This window comes from Burkholderia sp. BC1, from assembly GCF_052683555.1.
In genome coordinates this window covers 97,627-123,951 of sequence record NZ_JBQYLP010000016.1, presented here as the reverse complement: position 1 = coordinate 123,951, position 26,325 = coordinate 97,627, and the positions used below count along the sequence as shown (strand labels likewise).

19 protein-coding genes are annotated in these 26,325 nt (G+C 68.3%); 5 read left to right on the top strand and 14 right to left on the bottom strand.

All coding sequences use genetic code 11. The features are described 5' to 3' along the window. Window positions 1–1,314: beta strand repeat-containing protein (locus ACSHSS_RS11095; RefSeq protein ID WP_445544971.1), on the bottom strand; the 1,314-nt coding region annotated here is incomplete at its 3' end. Between the two features lie 733 nt (window positions 1,315–2,047). Here ACSHSS_RS11095 and ACSHSS_RS11090 point away from each other — a divergent pair. Then, a complete protein-coding gene (locus ACSHSS_RS11090) occupies window positions 2,048–2,506 on the top strand; it encodes a (2Fe-2S)-binding protein (RefSeq protein ID WP_445544970.1) in 459 nt (152 codons plus the stop codon). Window positions 2,507–2,527: 21 nt separating this feature from the next. After that, on the top strand, window positions 2,528–5,011 hold the full coding sequence (locus ACSHSS_RS11085; protein WP_445544969.1) for a molybdopterin cofactor-binding domain-containing protein: 2,484 nt from the start codon (window positions 2,528–2,530) through the stop codon (window positions 5,009–5,011). A 396-nt stretch (window positions 5,012–5,407) separates the two neighbouring features. Here ACSHSS_RS11085 and ACSHSS_RS11080 read toward each other — a convergent pair whose 3' ends face one another. The 6 genes from ACSHSS_RS11080 to ACSHSS_RS11055 all read right to left on the bottom strand — a co-directional run bounded on the left by ACSHSS_RS11080 (window position 5,408) and on the right by ACSHSS_RS11055 (window position 16,191). Then, the gene (locus tag ACSHSS_RS11080) at window positions 5,408–6,427 is read right to left on the bottom strand and encodes a transglutaminase family protein (RefSeq protein ID WP_445544968.1); all 1,020 of its coding nucleotides are present in this window, start codon (window positions 6,425–6,427) and stop codon (window positions 5,408–5,410) included. Continuing rightward, entirely contained in the window at window positions 6,421–9,027 is a 2,607-nt protein-coding gene (locus ACSHSS_RS11075; RefSeq protein ID WP_445544972.1) for a circularly permuted type 2 ATP-grasp protein, read from the bottom strand. Before ACSHSS_RS11075 ends, ACSHSS_RS11080 begins: the two co-directional genes overlap by 7 nt. Window positions 9,028–9,214: 187 nt before the next feature. Next, entirely contained in the window at window positions 9,215–12,655 is a 3,441-nt protein-coding gene (locus ACSHSS_RS11070; protein ID WP_445544967.1) for a transglutaminase family protein, read from the bottom strand. Window positions 12,656–12,742: 87 nt separating this feature from the next. After that, window positions 12,743–13,756: a transglutaminase family protein gene (locus ACSHSS_RS11065; RefSeq protein ID WP_445544966.1), complete on the bottom strand. Its 1,014-nt coding sequence runs from the start codon at window positions 13,754–13,756 to the stop codon at window positions 12,743–12,745. Between the two features lie 8 nt (window positions 13,757–13,764). Then, a complete protein-coding gene (locus tag ACSHSS_RS11060; protein WP_006396908.1) occupies window positions 13,765–14,706 on the bottom strand; it encodes an alpha-E domain-containing protein in 942 nt (313 codons plus the stop codon). A gap of 69 nt (window positions 14,707–14,775) precedes the next feature. After that, the gene (locus tag ACSHSS_RS11055; RefSeq protein ID WP_035956093.1) at window positions 14,776–16,191 is read right to left on the bottom strand and encodes a circularly permuted type 2 ATP-grasp protein; all 1,416 of its coding nucleotides are present in this window, start codon (window positions 16,189–16,191) and stop codon (window positions 14,776–14,778) included. 337 nt (window positions 16,192–16,528) lie between these two features. Here ACSHSS_RS11055 and ACSHSS_RS11050 point away from each other — a divergent pair, with 337 nt between their 5' ends. After that, on the top strand, window positions 16,529–16,855 hold the full coding sequence (locus tag ACSHSS_RS11050; RefSeq protein ID WP_012216902.1) for a hypothetical protein: 327 nt from the start codon (window positions 16,529–16,531) through the stop codon (window positions 16,853–16,855). An 86-nt stretch (window positions 16,856–16,941) separates the two neighbouring features. Here ACSHSS_RS11050 and ppnP read toward each other — a convergent pair whose 3' ends face one another. Both ppnP and ACSHSS_RS11040 read right to left on the bottom strand, forming a co-directional pair. After that, window positions 16,942–17,262 (bottom strand): pyrimidine/purine nucleoside phosphorylase, encoded by a 321-nt coding sequence (ppnP, locus tag ACSHSS_RS11045; RefSeq protein ID WP_048804665.1) that lies wholly within the window; start codon window positions 17,260–17,262, stop codon window positions 16,942–16,944. 133 nt (window positions 17,263–17,395) lie between these two features. After that, window positions 17,396–18,298, bottom strand: coding sequence for a LysR substrate-binding domain-containing protein (locus ACSHSS_RS11040; protein WP_006403396.1), 903 nt, complete (start codon window positions 18,296–18,298; stop codon window positions 17,396–17,398). A gap of 181 nt (window positions 18,299–18,479) precedes the next feature. Here ACSHSS_RS11040 and ACSHSS_RS11035 point away from each other — a divergent pair, with 181 nt between their 5' ends. Both ACSHSS_RS11035 and ACSHSS_RS11030 read left to right on the top strand, forming a co-directional pair. Beyond that, window positions 18,480–19,664 carry a M20 aminoacylase family protein gene (locus ACSHSS_RS11035; RefSeq protein ID WP_060146262.1) on the top strand — a complete coding sequence of 395 codons (1,185 nt, stop codon included), beginning with the start codon at window positions 18,480–18,482 and terminating at the stop codon, window positions 19,662–19,664. Window positions 19,665–19,705: 41 nt separating this feature from the next. Next, window positions 19,706–21,019, top strand: a complete 1,314-nt coding sequence (locus ACSHSS_RS11030; protein WP_445544965.1) for an MFS transporter — start codon at window positions 19,706–19,708, stop codon at window positions 21,017–21,019. Between the two features lie 109 nt (window positions 21,020–21,128). On the opposite strand, the gene ACSHSS_RS11025 is transcribed toward ACSHSS_RS11030, so the two are convergent. From ACSHSS_RS11025 to ACSHSS_RS11005, 5 genes are all read right to left on the bottom strand, one after another. Continuing rightward, window positions 21,129–22,232 (bottom strand): porin, encoded by a 1,104-nt coding sequence (locus tag ACSHSS_RS11025; RefSeq protein ID WP_006396901.1) that lies wholly within the window; start codon window positions 22,230–22,232, stop codon window positions 21,129–21,131. A gap of 56 nt (window positions 22,233–22,288) precedes the next feature. Next, a complete protein-coding gene (locus tag ACSHSS_RS11020; RefSeq protein WP_006412656.1) occupies window positions 22,289–22,708 on the bottom strand; it encodes a DoxX family protein in 420 nt (139 codons plus the stop codon). Between the two features lie 174 nt (window positions 22,709–22,882). Then, the gene (locus tag ACSHSS_RS11015) at window positions 22,883–24,160 is read right to left on the bottom strand and encodes a cytochrome c (RefSeq protein ID WP_060151834.1); all 1,278 of its coding nucleotides are present in this window, start codon (window positions 24,158–24,160) and stop codon (window positions 22,883–22,885) included. Window positions 24,161–24,162: 2 nt separating this feature from the next. After that, window positions 24,163–25,782 (bottom strand): GMC family oxidoreductase, encoded by a 1,620-nt coding sequence (locus tag ACSHSS_RS11010; protein WP_006396898.1) that lies wholly within the window; start codon window positions 25,780–25,782, stop codon window positions 24,163–24,165. Next, entirely contained in the window at window positions 25,782–26,288 is a 507-nt protein-coding gene (locus ACSHSS_RS11005) for a sugar dehydrogenase complex small subunit (protein WP_006396897.1), read from the bottom strand. Before ACSHSS_RS11005 ends, ACSHSS_RS11010 begins: the two co-directional genes overlap by 1 nt. Window positions 26,289–26,325 lie beyond the last annotated feature (37 nt).

The window sequence follows — 26,325 nt, the reverse complement described above, 5'->3', positions numbered from 1 at the left end:
CGTGCCGCCGACGCTCGTGCCGAGCGAGCCGCCCGCGCCCGTCACGTTCAGCGCGCCGGTGCCGAGCGCGGCGCCCGTGCCGACGACGATGCCGCCCCCGCCCGTCAGATTCGTTCCGCCCGTGAACGAATTGGCGCCGTTCAGCGCCAGCGTGCCGGTGCCGTTCACGTTGAGCGCGCCGCTGCCGCCGATCGCACCCGACAGCGCGAGCCCGTTCGCGCCGTCGACCGTGAGACCGCCGTTCAGGCCGCCGTTCAGCGTTACGTCGTTGAGCAAATTGACGCCGGCCGCGCCGGCCTCGAGCGTGCCGCCGCCCGCGACGATCGTGCCGGTGCCGAGCGCGCCGCTGCCATGAACGATCGCGGTGCCGCCCGTCAGCGACGCGTCGGTCGCGGTCGACGCGCCGGTGATGTCCCACGTGCCGCCTTGTACGGCGAGGTGATTGAAATTGGCGAACGTATCGACCGCGATGGCGCCGTTCGCGGCGCTGCCGCTCGCCGTGTTCAGCTGCAGATTGAGCGTGTTGCTGCCGCCGAGGCCCGCGCCCGCATCGACGCCGAGGCCGACCGACGATCCCGTCAGCGCGTTGAACGTGTTCGACGCGCCGGCGGCCGCGCCCAGCGACACGTTGCCCGTGATGGTGCCGGCGTTGGTAAACGTATTGCCGGTGCCCGCTACCGCGCTCGGCGCGAGCACCACGGAGCCATTGATCTTTCCGCCGCTCGCGTTGGTGAAATTGACCTGCGCGCCGCCCGAGGCCGTAACGACCTGCGCGGTGGGGCCCGCACCGAAGCCGAGAATGCCGGTCGTGCCGATCGTGCCGGCATTCGTGATGTTGGTCGTGCCGCCGACGCCGTTGTAGACGGTCAGCGCGGGGCCGTTGGCCAACACGCCGCTCGTCGAGCCCATCATCACGCCGGTGCTCGAATTCGTGACGTTGACGGTGCTCGCGGACGACACATTGCCGACGACCGCACCGTTCGACACGGCGCTCAGCCCACCCAGCGACGGGTCGATCGTGCCGTTGTTGATCAAGGTCACGCCGCTGCCCGTCAGCGACATCGCGGTACCGCCGAGCAGCGGCACCACGGAAACGGTCGCACCCGGCGCCACCGTGACGTTCAGGCCGTTGATGCTGCTCACATAGTTGGTGGTGGCACCGGTACAGGTGACGGTGGGTGCGCCGGTGCACGCGGCCAGCGCGTCGGCCGGAATGACGCCGGCGCCCACCAGCGCGACCAGCATGCCGGTCGGCACGAGCATATTCGGACGTGCTTCCGCGCGCTTTTTATTCGATCCCATGCGCATACGCATAATCACACCTTCCCATTAAAGAGCATCAACGACACAGAGCCATTCCTTTCACACACTCAAATCGGAAGGAAAATACCGGCATGCGTTAATCGATATTTTTGGCAAATACCTTCCCGCCGCCAATTCGGAACGGATGGCATGGATTAACAACAGACGAGAATCAATCGACGAGCATTATTCGGTTTTCATTTTTTTGCTTTTACGCCCCCTCCGGTAATTTTTTCACTCATCACGGTGTGCTGTTTTACGTGCATCGGCTTTGCCGTCCTGCCGGTCGCGCCGCGTGCGTCCCTCGATACGGCTCAAACGGCATCCGAACGTGGATCGACACGCTGTCGGGGCGCTCCCGCTCGTAAGCGAACACTGAGTTCAGCAGTGAAACAAGCGAACTTCAGCCGTTCCGCATGTCGATTCATTAATGAATGCCGCTTGATCCGCGCGCCTCCCGTGTTGATCGCGAGTCAAATATAGGCCCGAGTCGCAAACGTTTTCCACGAACTGGAAAACATTTTGTCAAAACTCAATAATCTTTCCGTGCGATGTAATCGCTTGTATGCTCGATGTAAATCTAATGCCGTAACTACGCGCCGTCGATCGTTAAAAAAGGCAAAAAAATCGAATTCCCGGACGCCGGCTTTTTGGTTAATCTGCTTTAATCGATTTGCATCACATCCGACGCATTACGATTTTCGTCTCGCGAACGATAACGACGTGTCCAAGGGAGAATTTCACGATGGTGACGTTGAACATCAATAACCGGCGAGCGGAAGTCGACGCCGATCCGTCGACGCCGGTGCTCTGGGTGCTGCGCGACAACCTCGGGCTGACGGGCACCAAGTTCGGCTGCGGGACCGGCGACTGCGGCGCATGCACCGTGCACGTCGACGGCCGGCCGGTGCACAGCTGCACGCTCGCGCTGTCGTCGGTGGGCAGCGCGCGCATCACGACCTCCGAGCACCTGGCCGACGATGTGGTCGGCAAGGCCGTCCTCGATGCGTGGCTCCGGCATGACGTCGCGCAATGCGGCTACTGCCAGAGCGGCCAGATGATGAGTGCGGCCGGCCTGCTGCGTAGCAACAAGGCGCCGAGCGATGCCGATATCGACAGCGCGATGGCCGGCAATCTGTGCCGTTGCGCCACCTACCAGCGCATCCGCGCCGCGATTCACGATGCGGCGCGGGCACTCGCCTGAGCCTGCCGGGAGATAGCGATCATGCGTATTCGCACTGCCGGGCGTCCGGCGCGTAGCGACGTCGTCCACGCCGAGGCTTCCCCTGCAACCGGCGCCGCGGCGCCGATGCCGGGCCGGCGCGGCTTCCTGAAACTCACGATGGCGGCGAGCGGCTGTCTCGCGCTCGGCATCCCGCCGCTGCGCGCGCGCGCCGAAGCCGGCGCCGTGCTGCGGAGTTCGCCGCCGCAAGCATTCCTGATCATCGCGCCGGACAACACGGTGACCGTCGCCGTGAACCGGACCGAAGCCGGCCAGGGCGTCAGCACCGCGCTGCCGATGGCGCTGGCCGACGAACTCGACGCCGACTGGCGCAACGTGCGCACGGTCCTCGCGCCGGCCGGCGAGCCGTACAAGGATCCGGTGACCGGTATCCAGATGACCGGCGGCTCGACGTCGGTCAACCATTCGTTTACGCAATACCGCGAGCTCGGCGCGTCCGCGCGCGCCATGCTGGTCGCGGCAGCCGCGCAGCGCTGGAACGTCGATCCGGCCACCTGCCGCACCGCAAATGGCGTCGTGACGTCGGGCAATCATCGCGCGACCTACGGCGAGCTGGCGCCGGACGCAATGGCGCTGCCGGTGCCGCAGCACGTGACGCTGAAGTCGCCCGACCAGTTCCGCCTGATCGGCAAGCCGACGCCGCGCGTGGATGCGCGCGCGATGCTCGACGGCTCGCTGAAGTACGGGATGGACTGGCGCCTGCCGGACATGATGGTGGCCGTCGTCGCGCGTCCGCCGCGTTTCGGCGGACAGGTCGCGAGCTACAACGCCGCCGCGGCCCGGGCAGTCAAAGGCGTCGTCGAAGTCGTCGAGATTCCGACCGCGCGCGGCGGCACGGGCGTCGCCGTGATCGCGAACGGCTACTGGCCGGCCAAGCTCGGCCGCGATGCGCTGCAGGTCACGTGGAAGGACGCCGGCTCGACCGTGTCGTCGGCCGAACAGATGCAGGCCTACAAGCAGCTGGCCGGCACGCCGGGCACCGTCGTGCGCACGGCCGATGCCGGCACCGCGCCGGCCGCGGCGACGCGCATCCGCACCGACTACGAATTTCCCTATCTCGCCCATGCGCCGATGGAACCGCTCAGCTGCACGGTCGACGTCGGGCCGGCGAGCTGCGCGTGCGGAATCAAGATCTGGGGCGGCTCGGCGATGCAGACGACCGATCGCGCGGCGGTGGCGAAGGCGCTCGGCGTCGCCCCGGAGAAAGTGCAGATCTTCACGCTGACGTCGGGCGGCGACTACGGGCGGCGCTCGACGCCGACCTCCGACTACGTGGTCGAAGCGGCGCACGTAGCGGCCGCGTATCTCGCTGCCGGCCATCTCGGCCCCGTGAAGACGATCTGGACGCGCGAGGACGACCTGCGCGGCGGCTACTATCGCCCGATGGTGCTGCATCGCGTCGACATCGGCGTCGACGGCAGCGGCGGCGTGCGCGACTGGCAGCATGTCGTCGTCGGCCAGTCGGTGCTGAAGGGTTCGCCGCTCGCGCCCGCGACGATGCGCAAAGGCGGCACCGATCCCGATCTGACCGACGGCGTCGCCAACAACCCGTACGGCTTCCCGATGCAGCTATCGGTCCATCAGCCCGACGTCGACGTCCCGGTCCAGTCCTGGCGCTCGGGCGGCCATACGCATACGGCGTTCGTGATGGAAACGCTCGTCGACGAGCTCGCGCACGCGGCGCATCAGGACCCGGTCGCGTACCGGATGGCGCGACTGTCCGGCCCCGAGCATGCGCGCCATCGCGAGGCGCTCGCGCTCGCCGTCGACAAGTCGGGTTACGGGACGCGCACGCTGCCCGCCGGGCATGCGTGGGGCGTCGCGATGCACGAAACGGCCGGCACGGTCGTCGCGTACGTGACCGAGGTGTCGATTCAAGCGCAGCAGCCGCGCGTGCATCGCGTGACGGCCGGCGTGTATGCCGGGCGCATCGTGAATCCGACCGGCGCGGAAGCGCAGATTCAGGGCGGTGCGCTGTTCGGCCTCGCGACGACGAAGCCCGGTTTCGCGATCGACGTCGACCACGGCGCCGTCCGCAACGCCAGCTTCGTCGACTACCCGCCGGTGCGGATGCAGGAAGCGGCACCGGTCGACGTGTTCTTCGTCCCGTCCGACGCGCATCCGACCGGCTTGAGCGAAGCCGGCGTGCCGCCGATCGCGCCGGCAGTCGCGAACGGCGCGTTCGCGCTGACCGGCCAGCGGATGCGCGCGCTGCCGTTCGCGCCAATGCTGGTCGCGTCGACGGCGCCGACGCTGCCGGCCGCGGCGGAGGACGATCCGTACGCCGACCTGCCGGCCGGCGGCTGCCGGCTTCCGCACAAGGCGAAGTCGGCGGCGCTCACGCCGAAGGTCAATCACAGCCAGGCCGGTGTCGGGCAGCCGAGCGCGGTGCCGAAATTCCTGCGGCCCAAGCGGCGCGCCGGGATTCCGTGTATCGATGCGCTGAAGAAGGGGACGATCACGTAACGCGCACGCGGCTAGACGGACCTGCCGGTGGTGGCGCACACCGGGCGCGGCAGGTTCGTCGCGAGGTTCTCGGGCGGCGACGGTGCGCCGCCCTTCCCGATCGTCGCGTGCCCTTCGAGCCGGTCGATGTGTGCGTCGACGAGACGACACGGCACAGCACGACGCAGGCTGGCCCACCTACCGATGCCCCGCCGAGCGCGCCGGCATCGCGCCGAAAAACAGGCGTCCGTTCATTCGTTTGCGACCGGAACGCGAACCGAACGCGAGCGGAACGCGAAGCGGAATTCACACGCACAACGATGCGCAAAGAATCCGCGCCCTATCGGCTAGCGCCCGCGCTCCACCGCCCACGCCGCGCCCGACGCCATCATCGCCGTGCCGATCGGCACGACGCGCTCAATCCTCGAGCGGCTCGACCGTCACGGCGACCTTCAGCTCCTGCCCCGCCCCGCCGCCGCGAATCACGCCGCGCAGCGGCGCCACGTCCGCATAGTCGCGGCCGATCGACAGCATCACGTAGTCGTCGCCGGGCGCGCGATCGTTGGTCGGATCGAGCTGCAGCCAGCCGCCGTCTTCGGGCCACGCCGGGTCGTAGACGGCGGCCCACGCATGCGATGCGTCCGCGCCGATCAGGCGCGGCTGCCCGGGCGGCGGCTGCGTCAGCAGATAACCGCTGACGTAGCGCGCGGCGAGCCCCAGCGAGCGCAGCGCGCCGATCATCACGTGCGCGAAATCCTGGCACACGCCTTTACGCAGCCGCAATGCATCGAGCGCGGTCGTCGTGATGTCGGTGCTGTTCGGCGTGTACGCGAAGTCGGCGTGAATGCGTCGCATCAGATCCCATGCGGCCTGAACGAGCGGCCGACCGGGCGTGAAGCTCGCGGCCGCATACGCGGCGAGCGCCGGATCGCACGGCACGTGCGGCGACGCGAACACGAACTCGCTCGCCGCATCGTACGGCTGCCCCGCGCGAAACTGCAGGCGCTCGCGCACGGCTTCCCAGGCGGTCGCATGCGCGGCGGCGGGATGCGCGATAGCCTGCGGCGGCTTCCCGCGCGCGCCCTTCGACCAGGCGGGCGCGCTAACGCGCACGGTGCTGCGGCTGCGCACGAACAGCGCGTCGTGCGGCTGATTCAGCGCAAACGACGCACGCGCGTTGCCGAACGCATCGATCTCGGTGCCGATCGATTCGGGCGCGGGTTCGATGTCGAGCGAGAACGCCAGCAGCTGCTGACGCGGCGTCGCGAGCGGCTGCAGCCGCGCCTGATGCTGCGCCGATTCGACGCGCGCCGCATAACGGTATTCGGTGTCGTGCGTGACGCGCAGCAGCCGGCCCGGCGCGGCATCCGCCGTGGCGGGCGGCGTCGCGTCGGCCGCTCCGGCCGGCGTCTTCGTCGTGTGTTTCGACGTCACCATAGCGCCCTGCCCGCCTCGCGCACGTGGCTGAAATAGCGCTCGCCGATGCGGTTCGACAGTTCCCACACGGCCTTCGCCGTCGCATCGAGCGCGGTAAGCAGCGCCTCGTGCCGGCCGTCGTCGCCGGTCTCGCAGAGTTCGTGCAGCGACCATGCGGCGACGTCCGGAATCGTCTCGGCCAGTTCGGACAATGCATAGCCCTCGCTGCGTTCGACCTTCGTCAGCCGGCCGCGCAGCGCCTGCACGACCCAGCCGAGCGAACGCGGGTTGTCGGTGTCGAGCACGACGAGCGACAGCAGCGGCGCGACGTCGAAACCGCGCTGGAACCGCGAGCGGAACGTGATCGTGCTGTCGAACAGTTCGAGCACGAGCTCGAAGCCGTCCTGTCGATGCACGGCGCCGCCGTCGAACGCGAAGCGCAGCACGCTGCACAGAAAGTCGAGCCGGTCGATCTGCCGGCCGATCGACAGCAGCCGCCAGCCGTCGTCGCGCGTCATGTTGTCGGTCTGCGCGCCGGTGATCGCGCCGAGCAGCAGGCCGAGGCGCTCGAGCAGCTGTAGCGCTTCGTTGCCGATCTGTTCTTCGGCTTCGGGATGATCGGCGCTGTCCGCGAACAGTTGCGTCGCGTCGTCGATGAGCCGCCACTGGTCGCTCGACAGCCGCTCGCGAATCGCGGCGGCCGCGCCGCGCATCCCGAACAGGCAGGCGGCAATCCCCGACGTGCGGTCCGCGCCGCGCGTGAGCGACGTCGCGAGCGCGTGCTGGAACGCGCCCGGCGCATCGACGGCATTCGGCGCATCGGCCGCGACGAGCCCCGTATCGCGGCACAGCGCATCGATCAGCTCGAGATGCGCGGGGCTCTCGACGTCGTCTTCGCCGCGCAGCCGCTCGAGCGCCGCGCGCGCGAGCCGCATCAGGTTGGTCGCGCGTTCGGTGTAGCGGCCGAGCCAGAACAGGTTCTCGGCGGCCCGGCTCGCGATCGCACGCGGCCGTTCGACGAGATCGTCGGGGCCGAGACGCGTCTGCAGCAGCGTCGTCGAATCGACGATGCCCTCGGTCATCACCCACGTATCGACGGTGCTGCCGCCGCGCGGCATCGGCGCATTGAACAGCGCGTCGCGCGTGCCGACGCGCGACAGCCCGCCCGGCAGCACTCGCCAGCGCTGCGCACCGTCGGCGAGCGCGAACACGCGCAGCAGCAGCGGCTTCGGCACGATGCGCGCGCTGCCGTTGCCGTCCGGCGCGCCGTGCGTGCGCCACGTCGGCGCCTGCGACAGCGGCAAGTCGGCCTGCACCGTGTACTGCTCGGGCCGCGCGAGAATCCGCGCGCGCCATTCGGCAAGCTGCGCGTGCGTGAGGCGCGCGCCGATCACCGGTTCCTGCACGCCGGCTGGCGCGCCGTCGGCCGGATACGACGGCCGTACGATGCCGCGCGCGAGCTGCGGCAGCGCGTCGTCGCACGCGGCCGCTTCGCCGCACCACCATGAATGCACGGCCGGCAGCGTCAGCGTCTCGCCGAGCACGGCTTGGGCCAGACGCGGCATGAAGCCGAGCATGCCCGGCGATTCGAGAAAGCCGGACCCCGGCGCATTCGCGAGCAGCACGTTGCCCGCGCGCACGGCCTGCAGCAGTCCCGGCACGCCGAGCAGCGAATCGGGGCGCAGCTCGAGCGGATCGAGCCACGCGTCGTCGACGCGCCGCAGGATGCCGTGCACGGGCTCGAGCCCGCGCAGCGTCTTCAGGAACACGTGGTTGTCGCGCGCGGTGAGGTCGCCGCCTTCGACGAGCGTGAGGCCGAGGTAGCGCGCGAGATAGGCATGCTCGAAATAGGTCGCGCTGTGCGGCCCCGGCGTCAGCAGGACGATGCGCGAATTGCGGCGCGCCGGGCTGAGCGCCTGCAGGCTCTGCAGCAGCGACCGATACGCCGACGCGAGCCGCTGCACGCGCAGCCCGCGAAAGCCGCGCGGAAAGAGCCGCGACACGATCAGCCGGTTTTCGAGCAGATAGCCGAGGCCGGCCGCGCCCTGCGTGTGCTGCGCGACCATCCGCCACTGGCCGTCCGGCCCGCGCGCGAGATCGAAGGCGACGACGTGCAGCCAGGTATCGCCCGGCACGCGTGCGCCGCGCATCGCGCGCAGATAGCCGGGATGTCCGGTGACGAGCGCGGGCGGCAGCAGCCCGCGCGCGAGGATCGTCTGCGGGCCGTAGAGGTCGGCCATCGTCGCGTTGAGCAGCCGCACGCGCTGCAGCACGCCGCGCTCGATCGCGACCCAATCCTCGGGCGTGACGATCATCGGCAGCAGGTCGAGCGACCACGGGCCGGCCGCGCCGTCACCGGCGCGCTGTTCGTGCAGCTGATAGAACAGGCCGTTCTCGCGCATGCGCCGCTGCAGCGCGTCCGCGCGGCGGTCGAGATCGGCGACGCCGTCGCTGCCGATCGCGGTGAAGAAGCTGCGCCACGCCGGCGCGAGCGCGGGCGCATGGAGGCCCGCCACGCTGCCGCGCAGTTCGTCGTAGCGGCCGGCGGCGGCCGGCGCGGCGAGCGCGGCGGCCAGCTCGGCCGCGTCCGGGTGTGCGCCGGTATCGAAGAGCGTGGGCATCGCGTCGGCGAGAGCGTCGGGGTGAATGGGCGGCACGGTGTCGTTCCGTCGTCAGCGGGCAGGCGCGCGCCTGCGTGCCCGGATCGGCAAACGGCGGGCGGCCGCAGCCTGCCCGCATCCTAGCACTGCGGCCCGTGCGCCGCGAGGTCGAAAGCCGTGCATCGTCGTCGGTCCCCTCATCGGCCGCTCAGGGCCGGCGCAAGTCGAGCGTGAACGGGAATTCGCGGCTCGGCGCGGCCGCCGCGACGTCCATCCGCCCCGGCGTGTGTCCCATCGCGACGAAACGCGCGAGCCGGCGGCTTTCGGCTTCGTAGGCATTGACGGGGAACGTCGCGTAGTTGCGCCCGCCCGGATGCGCGACGTGATACCGGCAGCCGCCGAGCGAGCGCTGCAGCCACGTATCGACGACGTCAAACGTCAGCGGCGCATCGACGCCGAGCGTCGGGTGCAGCGCCGACGGCGGCGACCACGCCTTGTAGCGCACGCCCGCGACGTATTCGCCGGCCGTGCCGGTCGGCTGCAGCGGCAGCGCGCGGCCGTTGACGGTCACGACGTGCCGGTTGTCGTTCAGCCCCGTCACGCGCACTTCGAGCCGCTCGACCGACGAATCGACATAGCGGACGGTCCCGCCCACCGCGCCCTCCTCGCCCATCACGTGCCACGGCTCGAGCGCGCCGCGCAGCGTCAGCTGCATGCCGTTCACGGCGATCTGGCCGAACAGCGGGAAGCGGAATTCGAAGTGCGGCGCGAACCACGCGGCGTCGAACGCGAAGCCGCTGTCGCGCAGCTCGTTCAGCACGTCGTCGAAGTCCATCTTCACGAAGGCGGGCAGCATGAAGCGATCGTGCAGCGCGGTGCCCCAGCGCGTGAGCGGCGTCGTATACGGCGCGGCCCAGAAGCGGGCGATCAGCGCGCGCAGCAGCAGTTGCTGCACGATGCTCATCCGCGCATGCGGCGGCATCTCGAACGCGCGCAGTTCGAGCAGGCCGAGCCGGCCCGTCGGCGAATCGGGCGAATACAGCTTGTCGATGCAGAACTCGCTGCGGTGCGTGTTGCCGGTCACGTCGATCAGCAGGTTGCGCAGCACGCGATCGACGAGCCAGGGCGGCGGCGGCTCGCCGCCCTGCACGTGACGCCGGATCGCCGCGAACGCGATGTCGAGCTCGTAGAGCTGATCGTTGCGCGCTTCGTCGACGCGCGGCGCCTGGCTCGTTGGCCCGATGAAAAGCCCCGAGAACAGATACGACAGCGACGGATGGTTGAGCCAGTACGCGATCAGGCTCGCGAGCAGATCGGGGCGGCGCAGGAACGGGCTGTCGGCCGGCGTCGCGCCGCCGAGCACGACGTGGTTGCCGCCGCCGGTGCCGACGTGGCGGCCGTCGACCATGAACTTCTCGCTCGAAAGCCGCGACTGCCACGCGGCGTCGTACAGGAATTCGGTCTGCGCGACGAGGTCGTCGAAATTCGCGGCCGGATGAACGTTCACCTCGATCACGCCGGGATCGGGTGTCACCTGCAGCATCTTCAGCCGCGCGTCGCGCGGCGGCGGATAGCCTTCGAGCACGAGCTTGACGCCGAGCGCCTGCGCGGTCGCCTCGATTGCCGCGAGCAGGTGCAGGTAATCGTCGAGCGCGGCGAGCGGCGGCATGAACAGATACAGGATGCCGTCGCGCACCTGCGCGCAGAGCGCGGTGCGCGTGACCCACGCGGCCGATTCGAAGCGGTCGGGGTAGCGCGATGCGTGGGTGTCGTGTGCGTCCTGCGCGTCGCCGCGCTTGCCGTCGTCGCGCCACTGCATCACCGTCTGCGCCGGCGCTTCGCGATGCACGCCCGGCACGTAGCGCGGCGCGGCGGCCGACGCGGCCGACGCGGCCGACGCGGCCGGGCCGCCATAGCGCGCGCGCAATGCGGCGGCATCGGGCAATGCCTCGGCCGGCGCGAACGGATCGCGTTCGTACAGATTCGGATAGTCGCCGGCCGCCACCCACGGCAGCGAATCGAGCGGCAGCCGATAGCCCATCGGCGAATCGCCCGGCACCAGATACATGCGCTCGTCGCGGAAGAACCACGGGCCGGTCTGCCAGCGCGGACCGTCGAGCGGCGGCGGGCCGTCCGCGCGCCGGATCGGCAGCACGTAGCCGACGACGCTGTCGAGCCGCTGGTCGAACACCTTGCGCAGCCGCGCGCGTTCGAGCTCGTCGTCGACGCGCGAATCGAACGGATCGACGTTGACGGGCAGCCGGCGTTCGCGCCACAGGTAATACCAGACGTCTTCGTAGCCGGGCCGGATGAACTCGCCGCTCAGCCCGAGCCGTGCCGCGAGCGCGTCGATGAAGCGCTTCGCGTCGGCGGTGCTCAGCGCGGACGGCTCGCGTTCGTCCGCGAACAGCGACGGGTCGTCCCACACGGGCTCGCCGTCCGCGCGCCAGAAGATCGACATCGCCCAGCGCGGCAGCTGCTCGCCCGGATACCACTTGCCCTGTCCGACATGCAGAAAGCCGCCGCGGCCGTATTCGGCGCGCAGCCGCTGCACGAGCGCCGTCGCATAGCCGCGCTTGGTCGGCCCCAGCGCGTCGGTGTTCCATTCGGCGCCGTCGCGGTCGTCGATCGACACGAAGGTCGGCTCGCCGCCCTGCGTGAGCCGCACGTCGCCGGCCGCGAGCGCATCGTCGACTTGCGTGCCGAGCGCGCGCACCGCCTGCCACTGCGCGTCGGTATACGGCTTCGTCACGCGCGGCGATTCGTACACGCGCGTCACGGTCATCTCGTGTTCGAACGCGACCTCGCATTCGTCGATCAGCCCGTCGACCGGCGCCGCGCTCGTCGGCTGCGGCGTACAGGCGAGCGGAATGTGCCCTTCGCCGGCCAGCAGGCCCGACGTCGGATCGAAGCCGATCCAGCCGGCGCCCGGCAGATAGACCTCGCACCACGCATGCAGGTCGGTGAAATCGACCGACGTGCCGCTCGGGCCGTCGAGCGACTTCTGGTCCGGCACAAGCTGGATCAGATAGCCGGACACGAAGCGCGCGGCAATGCCGAGATGCCGGCACAGCTGCACGAGCAGCCAGCCGCTGTCGCGGCACGATCCCGAGCCGAGCTCGAGCGTCTGCGCGGGCGTCTGCACGCCGGGCTCCATCCGGACGAGATAGCGGATGTCGCGCTGCAGCCGCTGATTCAGCGCGACCAGGAAATTCACGGTGCCGGCCGGCGTGCGATCGACGCCGTCGAGATACGCGCGAAACGCCGGCGCGGCGCTCGTCTGCGGATCGCAGGCGAGATACGGCGCGAGTTCGATCTTCAGCGCCTCGTCATAGCTGAACGGATACTGCTCCGCGCTGCTTTCGAGGAAGAAGTCGAACGGGTTGTACACCGACATCTCGGCGACCAGATCGATCGTGATGTCGAAATGGTCGGTGCGTTCGGGAAACACGAGCCGCGCAAGATGGTTCGAGAACGGGTCCTGCTGCCAGTTGATGAAGTGCCGGGCGGGCTCGACCGTCATCGAATACGCGACGATCGGCGTCCGGCAGTGCGGCGCCGGACGCAGCCGCACGACCTGCGGGCCGAGGTTGACGAGCCGGTCGTAGCGATAGCGGGTGGCGTGGTGCAGCGCGACGTGGATGGGCATGGGAGCTCGGATCGGGGTTGGGTCGGGCCGGCGTCGCGCCGCCGCGACGCGGCGCGCGCGGCACGGCGGTGGCGACGCGCGGGTGCGTCAGACAAGTTCCGGAGACTGCGCGACGCTGATGTCGACGCCCACGGCGATCGCGCCGATGCCGGTCACCGGCTGCGCGTCGCGGCAGTCGAGCCCGACCGCGATGCGCACGTAGCGCTCGTCCGGGCAACGGTTCATGAACGGATCGAAGCCGACCCAGCCGAGCCCGTCGACGTGCGCCTCGGCCCACGCGTGACCGGCCGGCGGCTGCATCAGCGCGACGGGCTGCGGCCGCGCATCGAGCGCCGCCTGCGCATGCGCCGGGCCTTGCGATTGCGATTGCGATTGCGATTGCGACTGCGATTGCGACTGGCCGGCGTGCGATGCGCCGAGCACCTGCTGCATGCCGTCGCCGATCTGCAGCGCAAGCGCCTTTTCGCGCTCGCCGCCGGCGTTCTGCTTCGCGTCGGCGAGGCGCTGCATCGCGCCGTCGGCCAGCACATAGCCGGAGACGAAGCGCGCCGGGATCTTCAGCGCGCGCGCGGCCGCGATGAACGCATGCGCATGGTCGCGGCTCGTCCCCTCGCCGCTTTGCAGCGCGGTCTCCGCATCGACGGGCGTGTCGGTGCCGTCCGGCGCATAGGCGATGCGCTCGTGCACGGCGGTCATCAACCAGTGCAGCGCGTCGAGGCTGCGCGGCTCGAGCGGCAGCGCGCCGGCCAGCGCGCGCACGACGTCGCCCGCCTTCGTCAGCACGGTGTCGCGCTCGAACAGCCACGGCGGCGCATAGCCGTCGGGATCGCCGACGATGCCGGCCCGGTCCTGCGTCTCGACGACGCCGGCCGCGACCACGACGATCTCCGGTTTCGCGCCGCGATCGTGCCGCACGAGATCGATGCGGTTGCCGAGGCCGTCGGCGTAGGACAGCGTCGGCTCGGCGCCGTCGATCGTGACCTGCCAGGCGCGCACCGTCTGGCCGGGCCCCGATTGCGGGCGCAGCCGCAGGCGCTGCAGCGCGTGCGTCGCCCGCTCGTCGAACTGGTAACGCGAGATGTGTCGGATCGCGAGTCGCATGGCAAGCCTCAATCGAAGTTGTATGCCTCGGCGATGTCGACGCCGAGGTTGTTGTTGCGGCCGATGAAATCGGTCAGGAATTCGTGCAGCCCGCTCTTGAAGATCCGCTCGACCGACGTGTCGGACAACATCTGCAGAATCTTCGCCGCCGTGTCGTGACACGGGTGTGTGACGCCGTAATCCTTCGCGAGCAGGTTCAGGCTCGACACGACGCGCCCGTAGCAATAGCGCAGCGAACGCGGCATGCGGCCGTTCAGGATCAGGTAGTCGGCGATGTTCACCGGCTTGTACTGCACGTCGTACACCCAGCGGTACGACCGGTGCGCGGCCACGCAGCGCAGGATCGTCTCCCACTGGTAGTTGTCGAGAATCGTGCCGACGTGCGACACCGACGGCAGCAGCAGGTGGTACTTGACGTCGAGGATCCGCGCGGTGTTGTCCGCGCGCTCGACGAACGCGCCGATCTGCGCGAAATCGAAGATCTCGTTGCGCAGCATCGTGCTGTAGAAGCTGCCGAGGATCATCGCGGTTTCGCGCTTCACCTCGTCCAGCACCGCCGGCAGCGCGCTTTCCGGCACCGGCTGCGCGAAGGCACGCCGCAGCGCGAGCCACGCGCCGTTCACGCTCTCCCACGCCTCGCGCGTGAGCGCCGTGCGCACCATCCGCGCGTTCGAGCGCGCGGCGTCGATGCACGACAGCACGCTCGACGGGTTGTCGCGGTCGCGCAGCAGATAGTCGGTGACCGTATCGGCCGCATACGCGTCGTATTTCTGCCGGTAGCCGTGGTCGGCGCCCGAGCTGACGAGCACCGACGACCATTCGGCCGGCGCGTCCGACGTGCGCGTGAGCGCCATCCTCAGCCCGGCATCGACGATGCGCGCGATGTTCTCCGCGCGCTCGATATAGCGGTACATCCAGTAGAGGCCGCTCGCAGTCCGTCCCAGAAGCATCTCGTGTCCACTCCGTGTTCGTTCGGTTCGCGCGGCGCGTTCGGCGCGTTCGGCGCGTGCTTGCGTCGCTCAGTCGGCCAGCACCCAGGTGTCCTTGGTGCCGCCGCCCTGGCTCGAATTGACGACCAGCGATCCCTCCTTCAGCGCGACGCGCGTGAGCCCGCCCGGTGTGATGCGGATGCGGTCGGACACGAGCACGAACGGGCGCAGATCGACGTGCCGCGGTGCGAGCCCCGCTTCGGTGAGGATCGGCGTTGTGGACAGCGCGAGCGTCGGCTGTGCGATGTAGTTCGCGGGACGCACGCGCAGCTTGGTTGCGAACGCATCGAGTTCGGCCTTCGATGCGCACGGCCCGACGAGCATCCCGTAACCGCCGGAGCCGTGCACTTCCTTGACCACCAGTTCGTCGAGATGATCGAGCACGTACTTCAGGCTGTCGGCGTCGCCGCAGCGCCAGGTCGGCACGTTCTGCAGCAGCGCCTTGCGGCCCGTGTAGAACTCGACGATCTCCGGCATGTAGGAATAGATCGCCTTGTCGTCGGCGATGCCGGTGCCGGGCGCGTTCGCGATCGTGATGTTGCCGGCGCGGTAGACGTCCATGATCCCCGCGACGCCGAGCACCGAATCGGCGCGGAACGTGAGCGGATCGAGAAACGCGTCGTCGACGCGGCGATAGAGCACGTCGATCGGCTGGAAGCCCTCGGTCGTGCGCATCGCGACGCGGCCGTCGAGCACCTGCAGGTCGCTGCCTTCGACGAGATGCACGCCCATCTGGTCGGCGAGGAACGAATGCTCGTAGTAGGCCGAATTGTGGATGCCGGGTGTCAGCACGGCGACGGTCGGGTTGTCGGCGTTGCCGCCCGGCGGACAGACGGCCGCCAGCGACTGGCGCAGCATCTGCGGATAGGTTTCGACCGGGCGCACCTTCACCTGCTGGAACAGCTCCGGAAACAGCTGCATCATCGTCTCGCGATTCTCCAGCATGTACGACACGCCGGACGGCGTGCGCGCGTTGTCCTCGAGCACGTAGAAGTCGTTCTCGCCGGTGCGCACGATGTCGACGCCGATGATGTGCGTATAGACGTTCCCCGGCGGCCGGAAGTCGATCATCTCGGGCAGGAACGCATCGTTGTGCGCGATCAGGTGTTTCGGGACGATGCCCGCGCGAACGATCTCCTGGCGGTGATAGATGTCGTCGAGGAACGCATTGAGCGCCATCACGCGCTGCTCGATGCCGAGCGACAGCCTGTTCCATTCCGCGCCCGAGATGATGCGCGGGACGATGTCGAACGGAATCAGCCGCTCGGCGGCCTCCGCGTCGCCGTAGACGGCGAACGTGATGCCCGTCCTGCGGAACACGCCTTCCGCGTCGTGGGCTTTCTGGGCGAGGCTCGCGGGGTTCTGCGTGTCGAGCCATTGCTTCAGCCGCGCATAAGGCAGCCTGACCGTGTCGCCGGATTGCAGCATTTCATCGAACGGTTTCATCGACTTGTTCTCCATCGTTCTGCCGGCATTGCGCATGCCGGACCGGCGTACACAGTGCCCTGCAAGGAGCGTGCCTTGCGAATCCCCCGCTTTCGCGCCGAGTCGGCGCCGGCGCGCGACGCTGCCGCACCACGGCGGTGCAGCGTTCGCCGCGAAGCGCCGCATCGATGCGCCGCGATCGCGCAGGAGCGCGTGCATCGCGGCCGGCATTTTGCAAGCGCGTTAACAACTTGTTTCGGAATTGTCGGAACCGCGTCCCATGACGGCGACTCTCACTTCCACGCAGCGTCGCTGCGCTTCCCACTCAATCAATCACGACTCGAGGGAGATAACGAACGTGAAATACTTACCGCTCATCGCATTGACCGTGGCAATTTCTGCTCATGCAGCCGGCCCTGCCGTGCAGAATGTGGGACAAAGCCAGAAGCCGGCAGAAGACGTGTCGGCCTGTATCGCCAAGACGTGGGCCGACAAGTCGCAACAGCAGGTGATCTCGCAGAACGTGCTCGCGAACGGCCTCGCGACCGACGTGTACGTGCCGGGTCAGCAGCCGCCGAACGGCGCCGCCGCGATGGTGCGTCCGTCGTGGCAGGCCGGCGCGAAGACGTGGGTGGGCCTGCGCGGCGACGCAGCGGCCGCCGGCGACATCAACGCGTGCCTGTAACGGCCGGTGCGGGACGGCGTTGCGCCGTCCTTGCACGAACAACGAGCCCCGCTTCGGCGGGGCTTTTTTTGCGGTGCGATGCGCGCTTACAGATAGCTGCAGACGTAATCGAGCGTCTCGATCACCTCGATGTCGAAGCGGCTCTTGCCCGGCACCGAGAACGATTCGCCCGCGCCGTAGGTCTGCCATGTGTCGCTGCCGTCGAGCTTCACGCGGCACTTGCCAGCCTGCACTTCCATCAATTCGGCGGCGTCCGTGCCGAAATTGAGCGCGCACGGCAGGATCACGCCGAGCGTCTTGCGCGTGCCGTCCGGAAAGAGCACGGTATGCGACACGCACTTGCCGTCGAAATAGACGTTCGCGCGTTTGACGACCGACACGTTGTCGAATTGGGTAGCACTGGTCATGAAATGTCTCTCGTTGCTGAATGGAAACGCCTGAACGGCGATGAATCGCAGGCCGGCCGCGACGGCGGGCCGGCCGTCATGATACCGGCTCGCGGTCGCAGCCGGTTCGTGGAACCCGCATACGCATCGCGCCCTAGCGCAATCCCTTGCGACGCGCGGAATCGCGCAGACAGTCGAGCAGCATCGCGGCGGCCGGTGTCAGCGGGCTGTCGCGGCGCGTGATCACCTGCACCGACACGGCCGGCAGACGCTCGCGGATCGGCAGCACCGCGAGCCGGTCGCGCGCCCATTCGACCTCGAGCAGCTGCTCGGGCATCGACGCGAGCAGATCGGCGCCCGTCATCAGGCTGTGCGCGAGACCGAAGCTCGGACATTCGACGACGCGCGTCGGCACCGGCAGCCCGTACGCGACGAACGAATTGAACAGCACCTGCGTCGAGCTTTCCGGCGACGGGTTCATCAGCCAGTCGGCGTCGACGAGATCGGCGAGCGACGTCGCCGACGCGAGCGGATGCTCCTTGCGCGCGACGATCAGCGAACGGCTCGCGTACAGCTCGGCATGATCGAATTCGGCCGCGAGCAGTTCGGGCACGACGACGGCCACCGCGAAATCGAGCGAGCCGTCGTGCAGCCGCGGCAGCGCGACGCCCGGAAATCCTTCGACGAAACTCACGCGCGCGACCGGAAAGCGCCGGCGAAACGCGCGAAACGCGTCGGGCAGGATCGTGACCGCCGCGGCCGGCGTGATCGCCGCGGCGACCGAGCCCGTCATCGCGCCTTGCGCCTGTTCGATGTCGTCGCGCGCGCGCTGCATCTCGGCGACGATCAGCCGCGCGCGCACCTGCAGCTGCTGACCGAACGCGGTCAGCTGCACGCCGCGCGCGGTACGCACGACGAGCGACACGCCGAGCGCGATCTCCAGCTCCTTCACGGCCTTCGTCAGCGCGGCCGGCGACACGTTCAGCCGGCGCGCGGCCGCGCGAATGCTGCCCTCTTCCGCGACGGTGACGAACGCTTTCAACTGGTGATATTTCATGGCGGCAACGCGCGATTCGTGGAAACCCGAAGCCCGTCCGGCCTTGCCGCCTCAGGGTATTCCCGGCGGCAACCGGCGGTAAGCACCGAAGCAATTTATCAGCTTCTGGTACGCAAAAGAAATTTATATGCTTGCGGGTCATAAGCGCATCAAACGCCTCACCCGCCCCACCGGAGACACCATGTCCGCAGCCGTGAACCCCGTCATCCCCGGCATCGCCGCGATCGCGCCCGAACTCATCGACGTGCGGCGCCGCATCCACGCCCATCCCGAACTCGCCTTCGAAGAAACGCTGACGAGCGATCTCGTCGCCGAGCTGCTCGCCGGCTGGGGCTACGACGTGCATCGCGGGATCGGCAAGACCGGCGTCGTCGGCGTGCTGCGCGAAGGCCAGGGTACGCGCACGGTCGGCCTGCGCGCCGACATGGACGCGCTGCCGCTCGCCGAAGCGACCGGGCTCCCGTATGCGAGCCGCCACGCGAACAAGATGCATGCATGCGGTCACGACGGCCATACCGCGATGCTGCTGTGCGCGGCGCGCCACCTCGCGGCCACGCGCCGCTTCTCCGGCACGCTGAACCTGATCTTCCAGCCGGCCGAGGAAAACTTCGGCGGCGCGAAGGCGATGATGGACGACGGGCTGTTCGACCGCTTCCCGTGCGATGCGATCTTCGCGATCCACAACATGCCCGGCCGCGCGGCCGGCGACATGGCGTTCCGCAGCGGCGCGACGATGGCGTCGGCCGACCGCGTGACGATCACGCTGCGCGGCGTCGGCGGTCACGGCGCGATGCCGCACTACGCGCGCGATCCGATGTCGGCGGCCGGCAGCATCATGGTCGCGCTGCAGACGATCGTCGCGCGCGAAGTCGATGCGCAGCACGCGGCGGTGATCACGGTCGGCAGCGTGCAGGCCGGCGAGACCTTCAACGTGATTCCGGAAACGGTCGTGATGAAGCTGTCGGTGCGCGCGCTCGACGCCGACGTGCGCGCGCTGCTCGCACGCCGCATCGAAGCGCTCGTGAAGGGCCAGGCCGAGAGCTTCGGCGTGACGGCCGACGTCGACTACGACTACGGGTATCCGGTGCTCGTCAATCATGCGGAGCCCACGGCCTTCGCGGCCGACATCGCGCGCGGCATGCTCGGCGACGATCGCGTGCAGCTCGACGCGCCGCCGCTGATGGGCAGCGAGGACTTCGCGTTCATGCTCGAAGCGCGGCCCGGCTGCTATGCGTTCATCGGCAACGGAATCGGCAGCAAGGGCGGCTGCATGGTGCACAACCCCGGCTACGACTTCAACGACGACATCCTGGCGATCGGCGCGAGTTACTGGGTGCGCGTCGCCGAAGGCTGGCTCGCGGCCTGACGGCCTGTCCTCACGCCGCTGTGCGCTTATCGGGAAATCCCATGGAAACGTCTACCCTTTCGTTCGCCGGCACGCCGGCCGATGCACTGACCGCCGCGAAAAAGCGCCGCCTGATCGCGGCGGCCGCCGTCGGCAACGCGCTCGAGTTCTACGACTTCACGGTCTACAGCTTCTTCGCGATCCTGATCGGCAAGCTGTTCTTTCCGGTCCATTCGTCGTTCGGGCAGCTGATGCTCGCGGTCGCGAGTTTCGGCGTCGGTTTCGTCACACGGCCGCTCGGCGGGCTCGTGATCGGCATGTACGCCGATCGCGTCGGCCGCAAGAAAGCGATGATCCTGACGCTGCTGCTGATGGCGCTCGGCACCGCGACGATCGCCGTCGCGCCGACCTTCGCGCAGATCGGCATCGCGGCGCCGCTGCTGCTCGTGCTTGCGCGTCTGCTGCAAGGATTCGCGTCGGGCGGCGAAGTCGGCGCATCGACGACATTGCTGCTCGAACAGGCGCCGCAGCATCGTCGCGGCTTCTACGCGTCGTTCCAGTTCTCGAGCCAGGGGCTCGCCGCGCTCGCGGGCGCGCTGACCGGCGTCGCGCTGACCTCGACGCTGAACGCCGCGCAGCTCGAAAGCTGGGGCTGGCGCGTGCCGTTCGTGATCGGCACGCTGTTCGTGCCGCTCGGCTACTGGCTGCGCCGCACGGTCGAGGAAGTGCCGTCGGCCGCGCACGCGCCCGCCGAGAAGGTCGCGTCGCTGCCGCTCGCGGACGTGCTGCGCCATCACGGCAAGGCCGTGTTCGCGGGGCTCGGCGTGACGATCGGCGGCACGTCGATCCACTACATCATCGTGTTCTACATGGCGATCTACGGCGTGCAGGTGCTGCATCTGCCGACCTGGCTGTCGATGACGGCCGGCTGCGTCGCGGGCGCGATCCTGATGCTCGCGACGCCGATCGGCGGCTACCTGTCCGACGTGGTCGGCCGCAACCGGATCGTCTGGTGGACGCGCGTTGCGCTGATGGTCGCGATCTACCCGGCCTTCATCGCGCTGAACCGCTGGCCGGGCGCCGTGTCGCTGCTGTCGATCATCGCCGCGCTGTCGGTCGTGCATGCGATCAACATCGGCGCGACCGGTGCGATGCTCGGCGAGCTGTTCCCGCGTGCGGTGCGCGCGACGGGCGGCGCACTCGTGTACAGCGTCGGCGTCGCGATCTTCGGCGGCTTCGCGCAGTTCTTCGTTACCTGGCTGATCGCCGCGACCGGCAACCCGAACGCGCCGGCGTGGTATGCGATCGGCTGCGGCGTGCTGACGCTGATCGCGGTGCGGTGTATGGACGAAAAGGCGGGCCACACGCTGGACTGAGGATCGAGCGCACGACGGCCGCACGACACGTGCGGCACGCAGCGCGCCGCGCTGCCATGCCAACGACACGGGCCCGCCGGGCACGTGTGTCTTTTACGGCATGTACCGCTCAGAACGTATGCATCATCCCCACGTACGCGCCCGTCTGCGACTCGCCCGTCATCGGGCTCGTGTTCGGCGACGCGTCGCGCGGCGTCGCGAGCAGCGAGAAATTCGAGTTGCCGCCGTTGCGCACGTACGCGACCGTCCCGTACAGGAACGTGCGCTTCGACAGGTTGTACGTGGTGCCGAGCACGTACATGATCGCGTGGCCCGACGGATCGTGCGACGCATCGCCGCCGCCGTCGCCGACCTTCACGTAGTAGCCGCCCGCCGTCATCGCCCATTGCGGCGTCGCCGCATAGGTCGCGCCGAGCCAGTAGTGATCCGCGCGATCGGCGACGCCGGCCGGGCTGTCCGGCGCCTGGTAGTGCGTATAGGCGCCCTGGATCTTGAACTTCGAAATCTTGACGTTCGCGCCGACGAAATACTCGCGCGATGCCGTGAAGATGTTGCTGAACTTGCCGTTGTTGTCGCGCAGCTCGTCGTAGATGCCGCGCACGTCGAGCACCGGCGAGTGGTACGAGATCATGATCCCGTCCGAGCGCCCGAAATCGTCGGCCGCGCCGTAATTGAAACCGCGCGACTGGTTGCCGAACGCGTATTGCGCCTGCACGTCGAACCCGCCGATCACGGGGCTGTGGTACTCGATGTTGTTGCTCGTCTGCTGCCAGTTGCGGCCGCGCACGAGCGAGGCCGACGAGAACGCCTGCTGCACGAACGGATCGAATTCCCACACGCCGTCGCTGTCGATGAACAGGTTGCGACCGGCCTGCAGCTGGCCCCACGTGTCGCTCTTCAGCCCGACGTACGCGCGCCGCGACCAGAGGCGGCCGCCGCCGGTGCGGCCGTTCATCACCTGGAACGCGGTCTCGAGGTTGAACACGGTCGACATCCCGCCGCCGAGATCCTCGACGCCCTTCAGCCCGAACATGCTGGTGCCCCAGTCGCCGCCTTCGGCGCTCCAGCGCGTCGCGCTGCCGTTCGGCGTCGCGATGTGGTTGAGGTATTCGACGCCGCCGTCGATACGGCCGTACAGCGTCACGCTGGTCTGCGCGATCGCCACCGCCGGTGCGGCGGCCGCGATCAGCGATGCGAAGTATGTGAGTCGCAAAGTGATGCCCCCTCGGAGTCTCGACCGTCCGACGCGCGCCCCATGCGCGCGCCCGGTCATCCGCGATCGATCGAAAACCGACCGGGCCCCGCCGCGCACAGCGCGAGCAGGCCGCCCGAGATCGCGATGTTCTTGTAGAAATGAATCATGTTGTTGATCTGCTCGCCGCCCGTCATCGTCCAGTAGCGGTGGCCGATGAGCGCGGTGCCGATCGTGTACAGCGCAAGCAGCAGCGCGAGCGGCCGCGTCTGGAAGCCGACCAGGATCGCGATCCCGACGACGAGTTCCATCACGACCGCGATCGCGGCGGACACGATCGGCGCGGGCGCGCCTTCGGTGCCCATGAATGCGATCGTGCCGGAGAAGTCGACGATCTTCTTCCAGCCGAACATCACGAACAGGATCACGAGCAGGATACGGGCAAGCAGCAGCAGCACATCGCGCTGGGACGCGAGAAACGGTTGGTTCGGTGTCATGGTATTGATCAACGAAAGACGATGCGCGCGATGCGCACCGCATTGCGAACGAACCGGAGCGGGCGGCCGCCTGTGCCGCCCGCCCCGCTCTGCAACAACCGGCATCGGGCCCGCCCGATGTGCTGTGCTCCTCCTGTTCCCATAGGTTGCGCCGTGTCGGCGCGACCGACTGCGTCAGCGCAGCTTCGCGACGTCCTGTTCCGTCACCTTCGCCGCCGGATTGCCGAACTGCGCGGTCAGGTAGTTCGTCAGCGCGGCGATCTGCGCATCGTTCAGATCGTAGCGGAAAGCGGGCATCCCGATATCCTCGCTGCCGATCTTGCGCTGCACGCCGTTCAGGATCACCTGCACGAGGTTCGACGGGTTCGACGCACCGACCGTGGAGTTGTGGAACAGCGACGGGTAATAGCCGTCCGGCGTGCCCTTGCCCTGCATCTGGTGGCACGTCGCGCAGTTGCCGAGATACAGCCGCGCCGGATCGATGCCCGACGACGCGAGCGCGACGCCGCGCAGCTTCAGCCCGTCCTCGGCCGGCTTGCCCCACGACGACCGCGGCTGCTTCGCGTTGCTGTCGCCAACGGCCGGCACCGTGCGGACGTACGTGGCGATCGCACCGATGTCCGCTTCGGTCATCTTCGAGAAGCTGTGCTCGACCGCTTCGGCCATCGGCCCGGCCGCCTGCGCGACGCCCGGCACGCTGCCGGTGCGCAGATACTGCACGAGCTGCTGCTGCGTCCAGCTGCCGATCCCCGCGTTCGGGTCCGACGTGATGTTGTAGCCGTCCCAGCCCGCGAGCACCGACCCGGCGAGGAAGCTGCCGCCGGTTTCGTCGAGCGACTTCTCCTGCATCGCGATGCCGCGCGGCGTGTGGCACGTGCTGCAGTGCGCGAGACCCTGCACCAGATACGCCCCGCGATTCCATTCGGCGCTCTGCGACGGCTTCGGCTGGTACGGGCCGTCCTTCAGGAACAGCCAGTTCCAGATCTTCAGCGGCCAGCGCATGCTGAGCAGCGCGGGAATCTCGTTCTTCGGCGGCGCCTGCTTGACCGGCTCGACGCCGTGCATGAAGTAGGCGTACAGCGCGCGCACGTCGTCGTCGGTGATCTTCGCGTACGACACGTACGGCATCGCCGGATACAGGTTGTCGCCGTTCTTCGACACGCCGTGCCGCACCGCGCGCTCGAAGTCCTCGAACGTCCATTTGCCGATGCCCGTATCGGGATCGGGCGTGATGTTGCTCGTGTAGACCTTGCCGAGCATCGGCACCGGCATGCCGAGGCCGCCCGCGTACGGCTTGCCGCCCTTCACGGTGTGGCAGGCCATGCAGTCGCCGGCCGTCGCGAGATATTCGCCGCGCTTGACCAGCGCCGGATCGGCCGCGTCGGCCGCGCGCGCGAGGCCCGGCAACGCGAGGCAGCCGGCGATGAGGAAAGTGAGAGTAGATTTCCGCACGGTCAGACTTCCTTCTTCAGCGTGTCCGACATCCGCAGCGCGAGCGCGGCGATCGTCAGCGTCACGTTTACGGTACCGACGGTCGGCATCGTCGCGCTGCTCGAAATGAACAGGTTCGGATGGTCGAACGTGCGGCAGTCCTTGTCGACGACGGAGTCGCGCGCGTCGGCGCCCATGATCGTCGAGCCCGTGATGTGATTGTTCGGCGCGAATTCGTCGTTGAACACGACGTCCGTGCCGCCGAGCACCTTCGCGGCGGTCGCGTAGACCTCGCGCGTGTGCGCGGCGCCGCGCTTCACGTAGTCGTCGATCGCATACGTGATCTCCGGGCGCGGAATGCCGATCGCGTCGGTCGCCGTCTTGCTCGGCACGATGCGGTTCTCGGGTTGCGGCAGGATTTCGTGGAAGCAGTCGAACTGCACGTAGCGTGCGGAACGGTCGCGGATCTGCGCGTCGAGCTCGTCGGGCTTCATCAGCTTGCCCGCCTTGAAGATCTTCTGCGTCTCCTGGTCGATGCGCGACAGGTTCGACAGGTGGATCTTCTTCGCCGCTTCGGTCGCGCGGAACGGACCGTCGCGGAAACCGATCAGCGAGGTCATCTCCTGCGGGCCGCGGCCCGGCCACAGCTTCTCGCTCGCATAGAACGACACGCCGGTGCCCGGATGGTCCATCAGGTTGCGGCCGACCATGTCCGAGCTGTTCGCGACGCCGTTCGGGAAATCGCGGTTCGCGGACATCAGCAGGATCTTCGGCGTCTCGATGCCGTTCGCGGCGAGCACGAAATACTTGCCTTCGACGCGATGCTCGGCGCCCGTCTTGTCCTTGTAGAGCGCCGCGACGATGCGCTTGTCCGGACCCGTCTCGAGCTTGTAGACGACCGCGTTCTCGATCAGCTTCGCGCCCGCGCGTTCGGCCTTCTCGACGTGCACGATGCCGTTGTACATCGCGCCGATCGGGCAGATCGGCATGCAGTTGTTGTTGCCGCAACAAGTCGGGCGGCCGTCGTACGGGCGGCTGTTGCGCGCGACCGGCTCGGTCACGACATGGAACTTCGGATCGTAGTTGTTCAGCGCCGTCTTGATCGTCTGCTCGTTGAACGACAACGGCAGCGGCGGCATCGGATACGGCTGCTTGCGCGGCGAGTACAGATCTTCCTCGGGGCCCGGGCCCCACACGCCGAGCTCTTCCTCCGCGCGCTGATAGTACGGCTCGAGATCGTCGTACTGGATCGGCCAGTCGCGGCCGACGCCGTACACGCTCTTCATCTTGAAGTCGTTCGGAATGAAGCGCCACGCCGACGCGGCCCAGTGCCACGTCGTGCCGCCCACCGCGCGGATGTACTGCGAGTTGAACTTGTGCTCGCCCTTCAGGATCAGGTAGTCGTTCGGCGGGCCGTACTCGGGATGCGGCGCCCACGGGCTCGACGGGTACGGCGCCATGAAGTCCATCTTGTCGGGCTGATTGCGGAAGCGCTCGACGATTTCCCAGCGCGGCATGCGCGGGCCCGCTTCGAGCAGGATCACCGCCTTGCCGGCCATCGCGAGCTGATGCGCGACGATCGCGCCCGCGACACCCGATCCCACGACGACGACGTCGGCCTTTTGCGTATCGGTATCGGCCATCAGGCTTGCCTCTCGATCGGTTTGTCGGCCCAGAAGCCGGGTTTGTTGGGGCAATACGAACGGATCACGAGCGTATCGGACACGACGCCGAACATTAATGCTTCCTCGTACGTAATCACGACGTTGTCGACGATGCCGAGATACCAGGCTTCGAGGATCGTCAGTGCAAGCGATTCCTGTTCAGGCGTCAGCGAACCGGACGCGAGCGCGCCGGCGAGCTGCGGCAGGCTGTCGGCCGTCTTGAACGAGCCTTTCTGCAGCGCCTGCAGCAGGCGCTCGCCGATCACGCGGCTCAGCCCTTTCTTGCCGGTCAGCGATTCGGAAAGCGTCATGAACGTATCGAGCGGCGCAGTGCCGGGGTTGTCTGCAAGCGCCCGCAATGTCAGCGAACCCGTGAGGCCCGCTGCGGTCAGCGCCAGCGCGCCTTGCAACCATTGACGCCGCGTGATGCCTGATGCGGCTGCGTCGCCGTGGCGACGCGAGTGGGGAGTGTTGTCGTTGTGCATGTTTCCTTCTCTCGAACACCGGATTCGGGAAAACCAC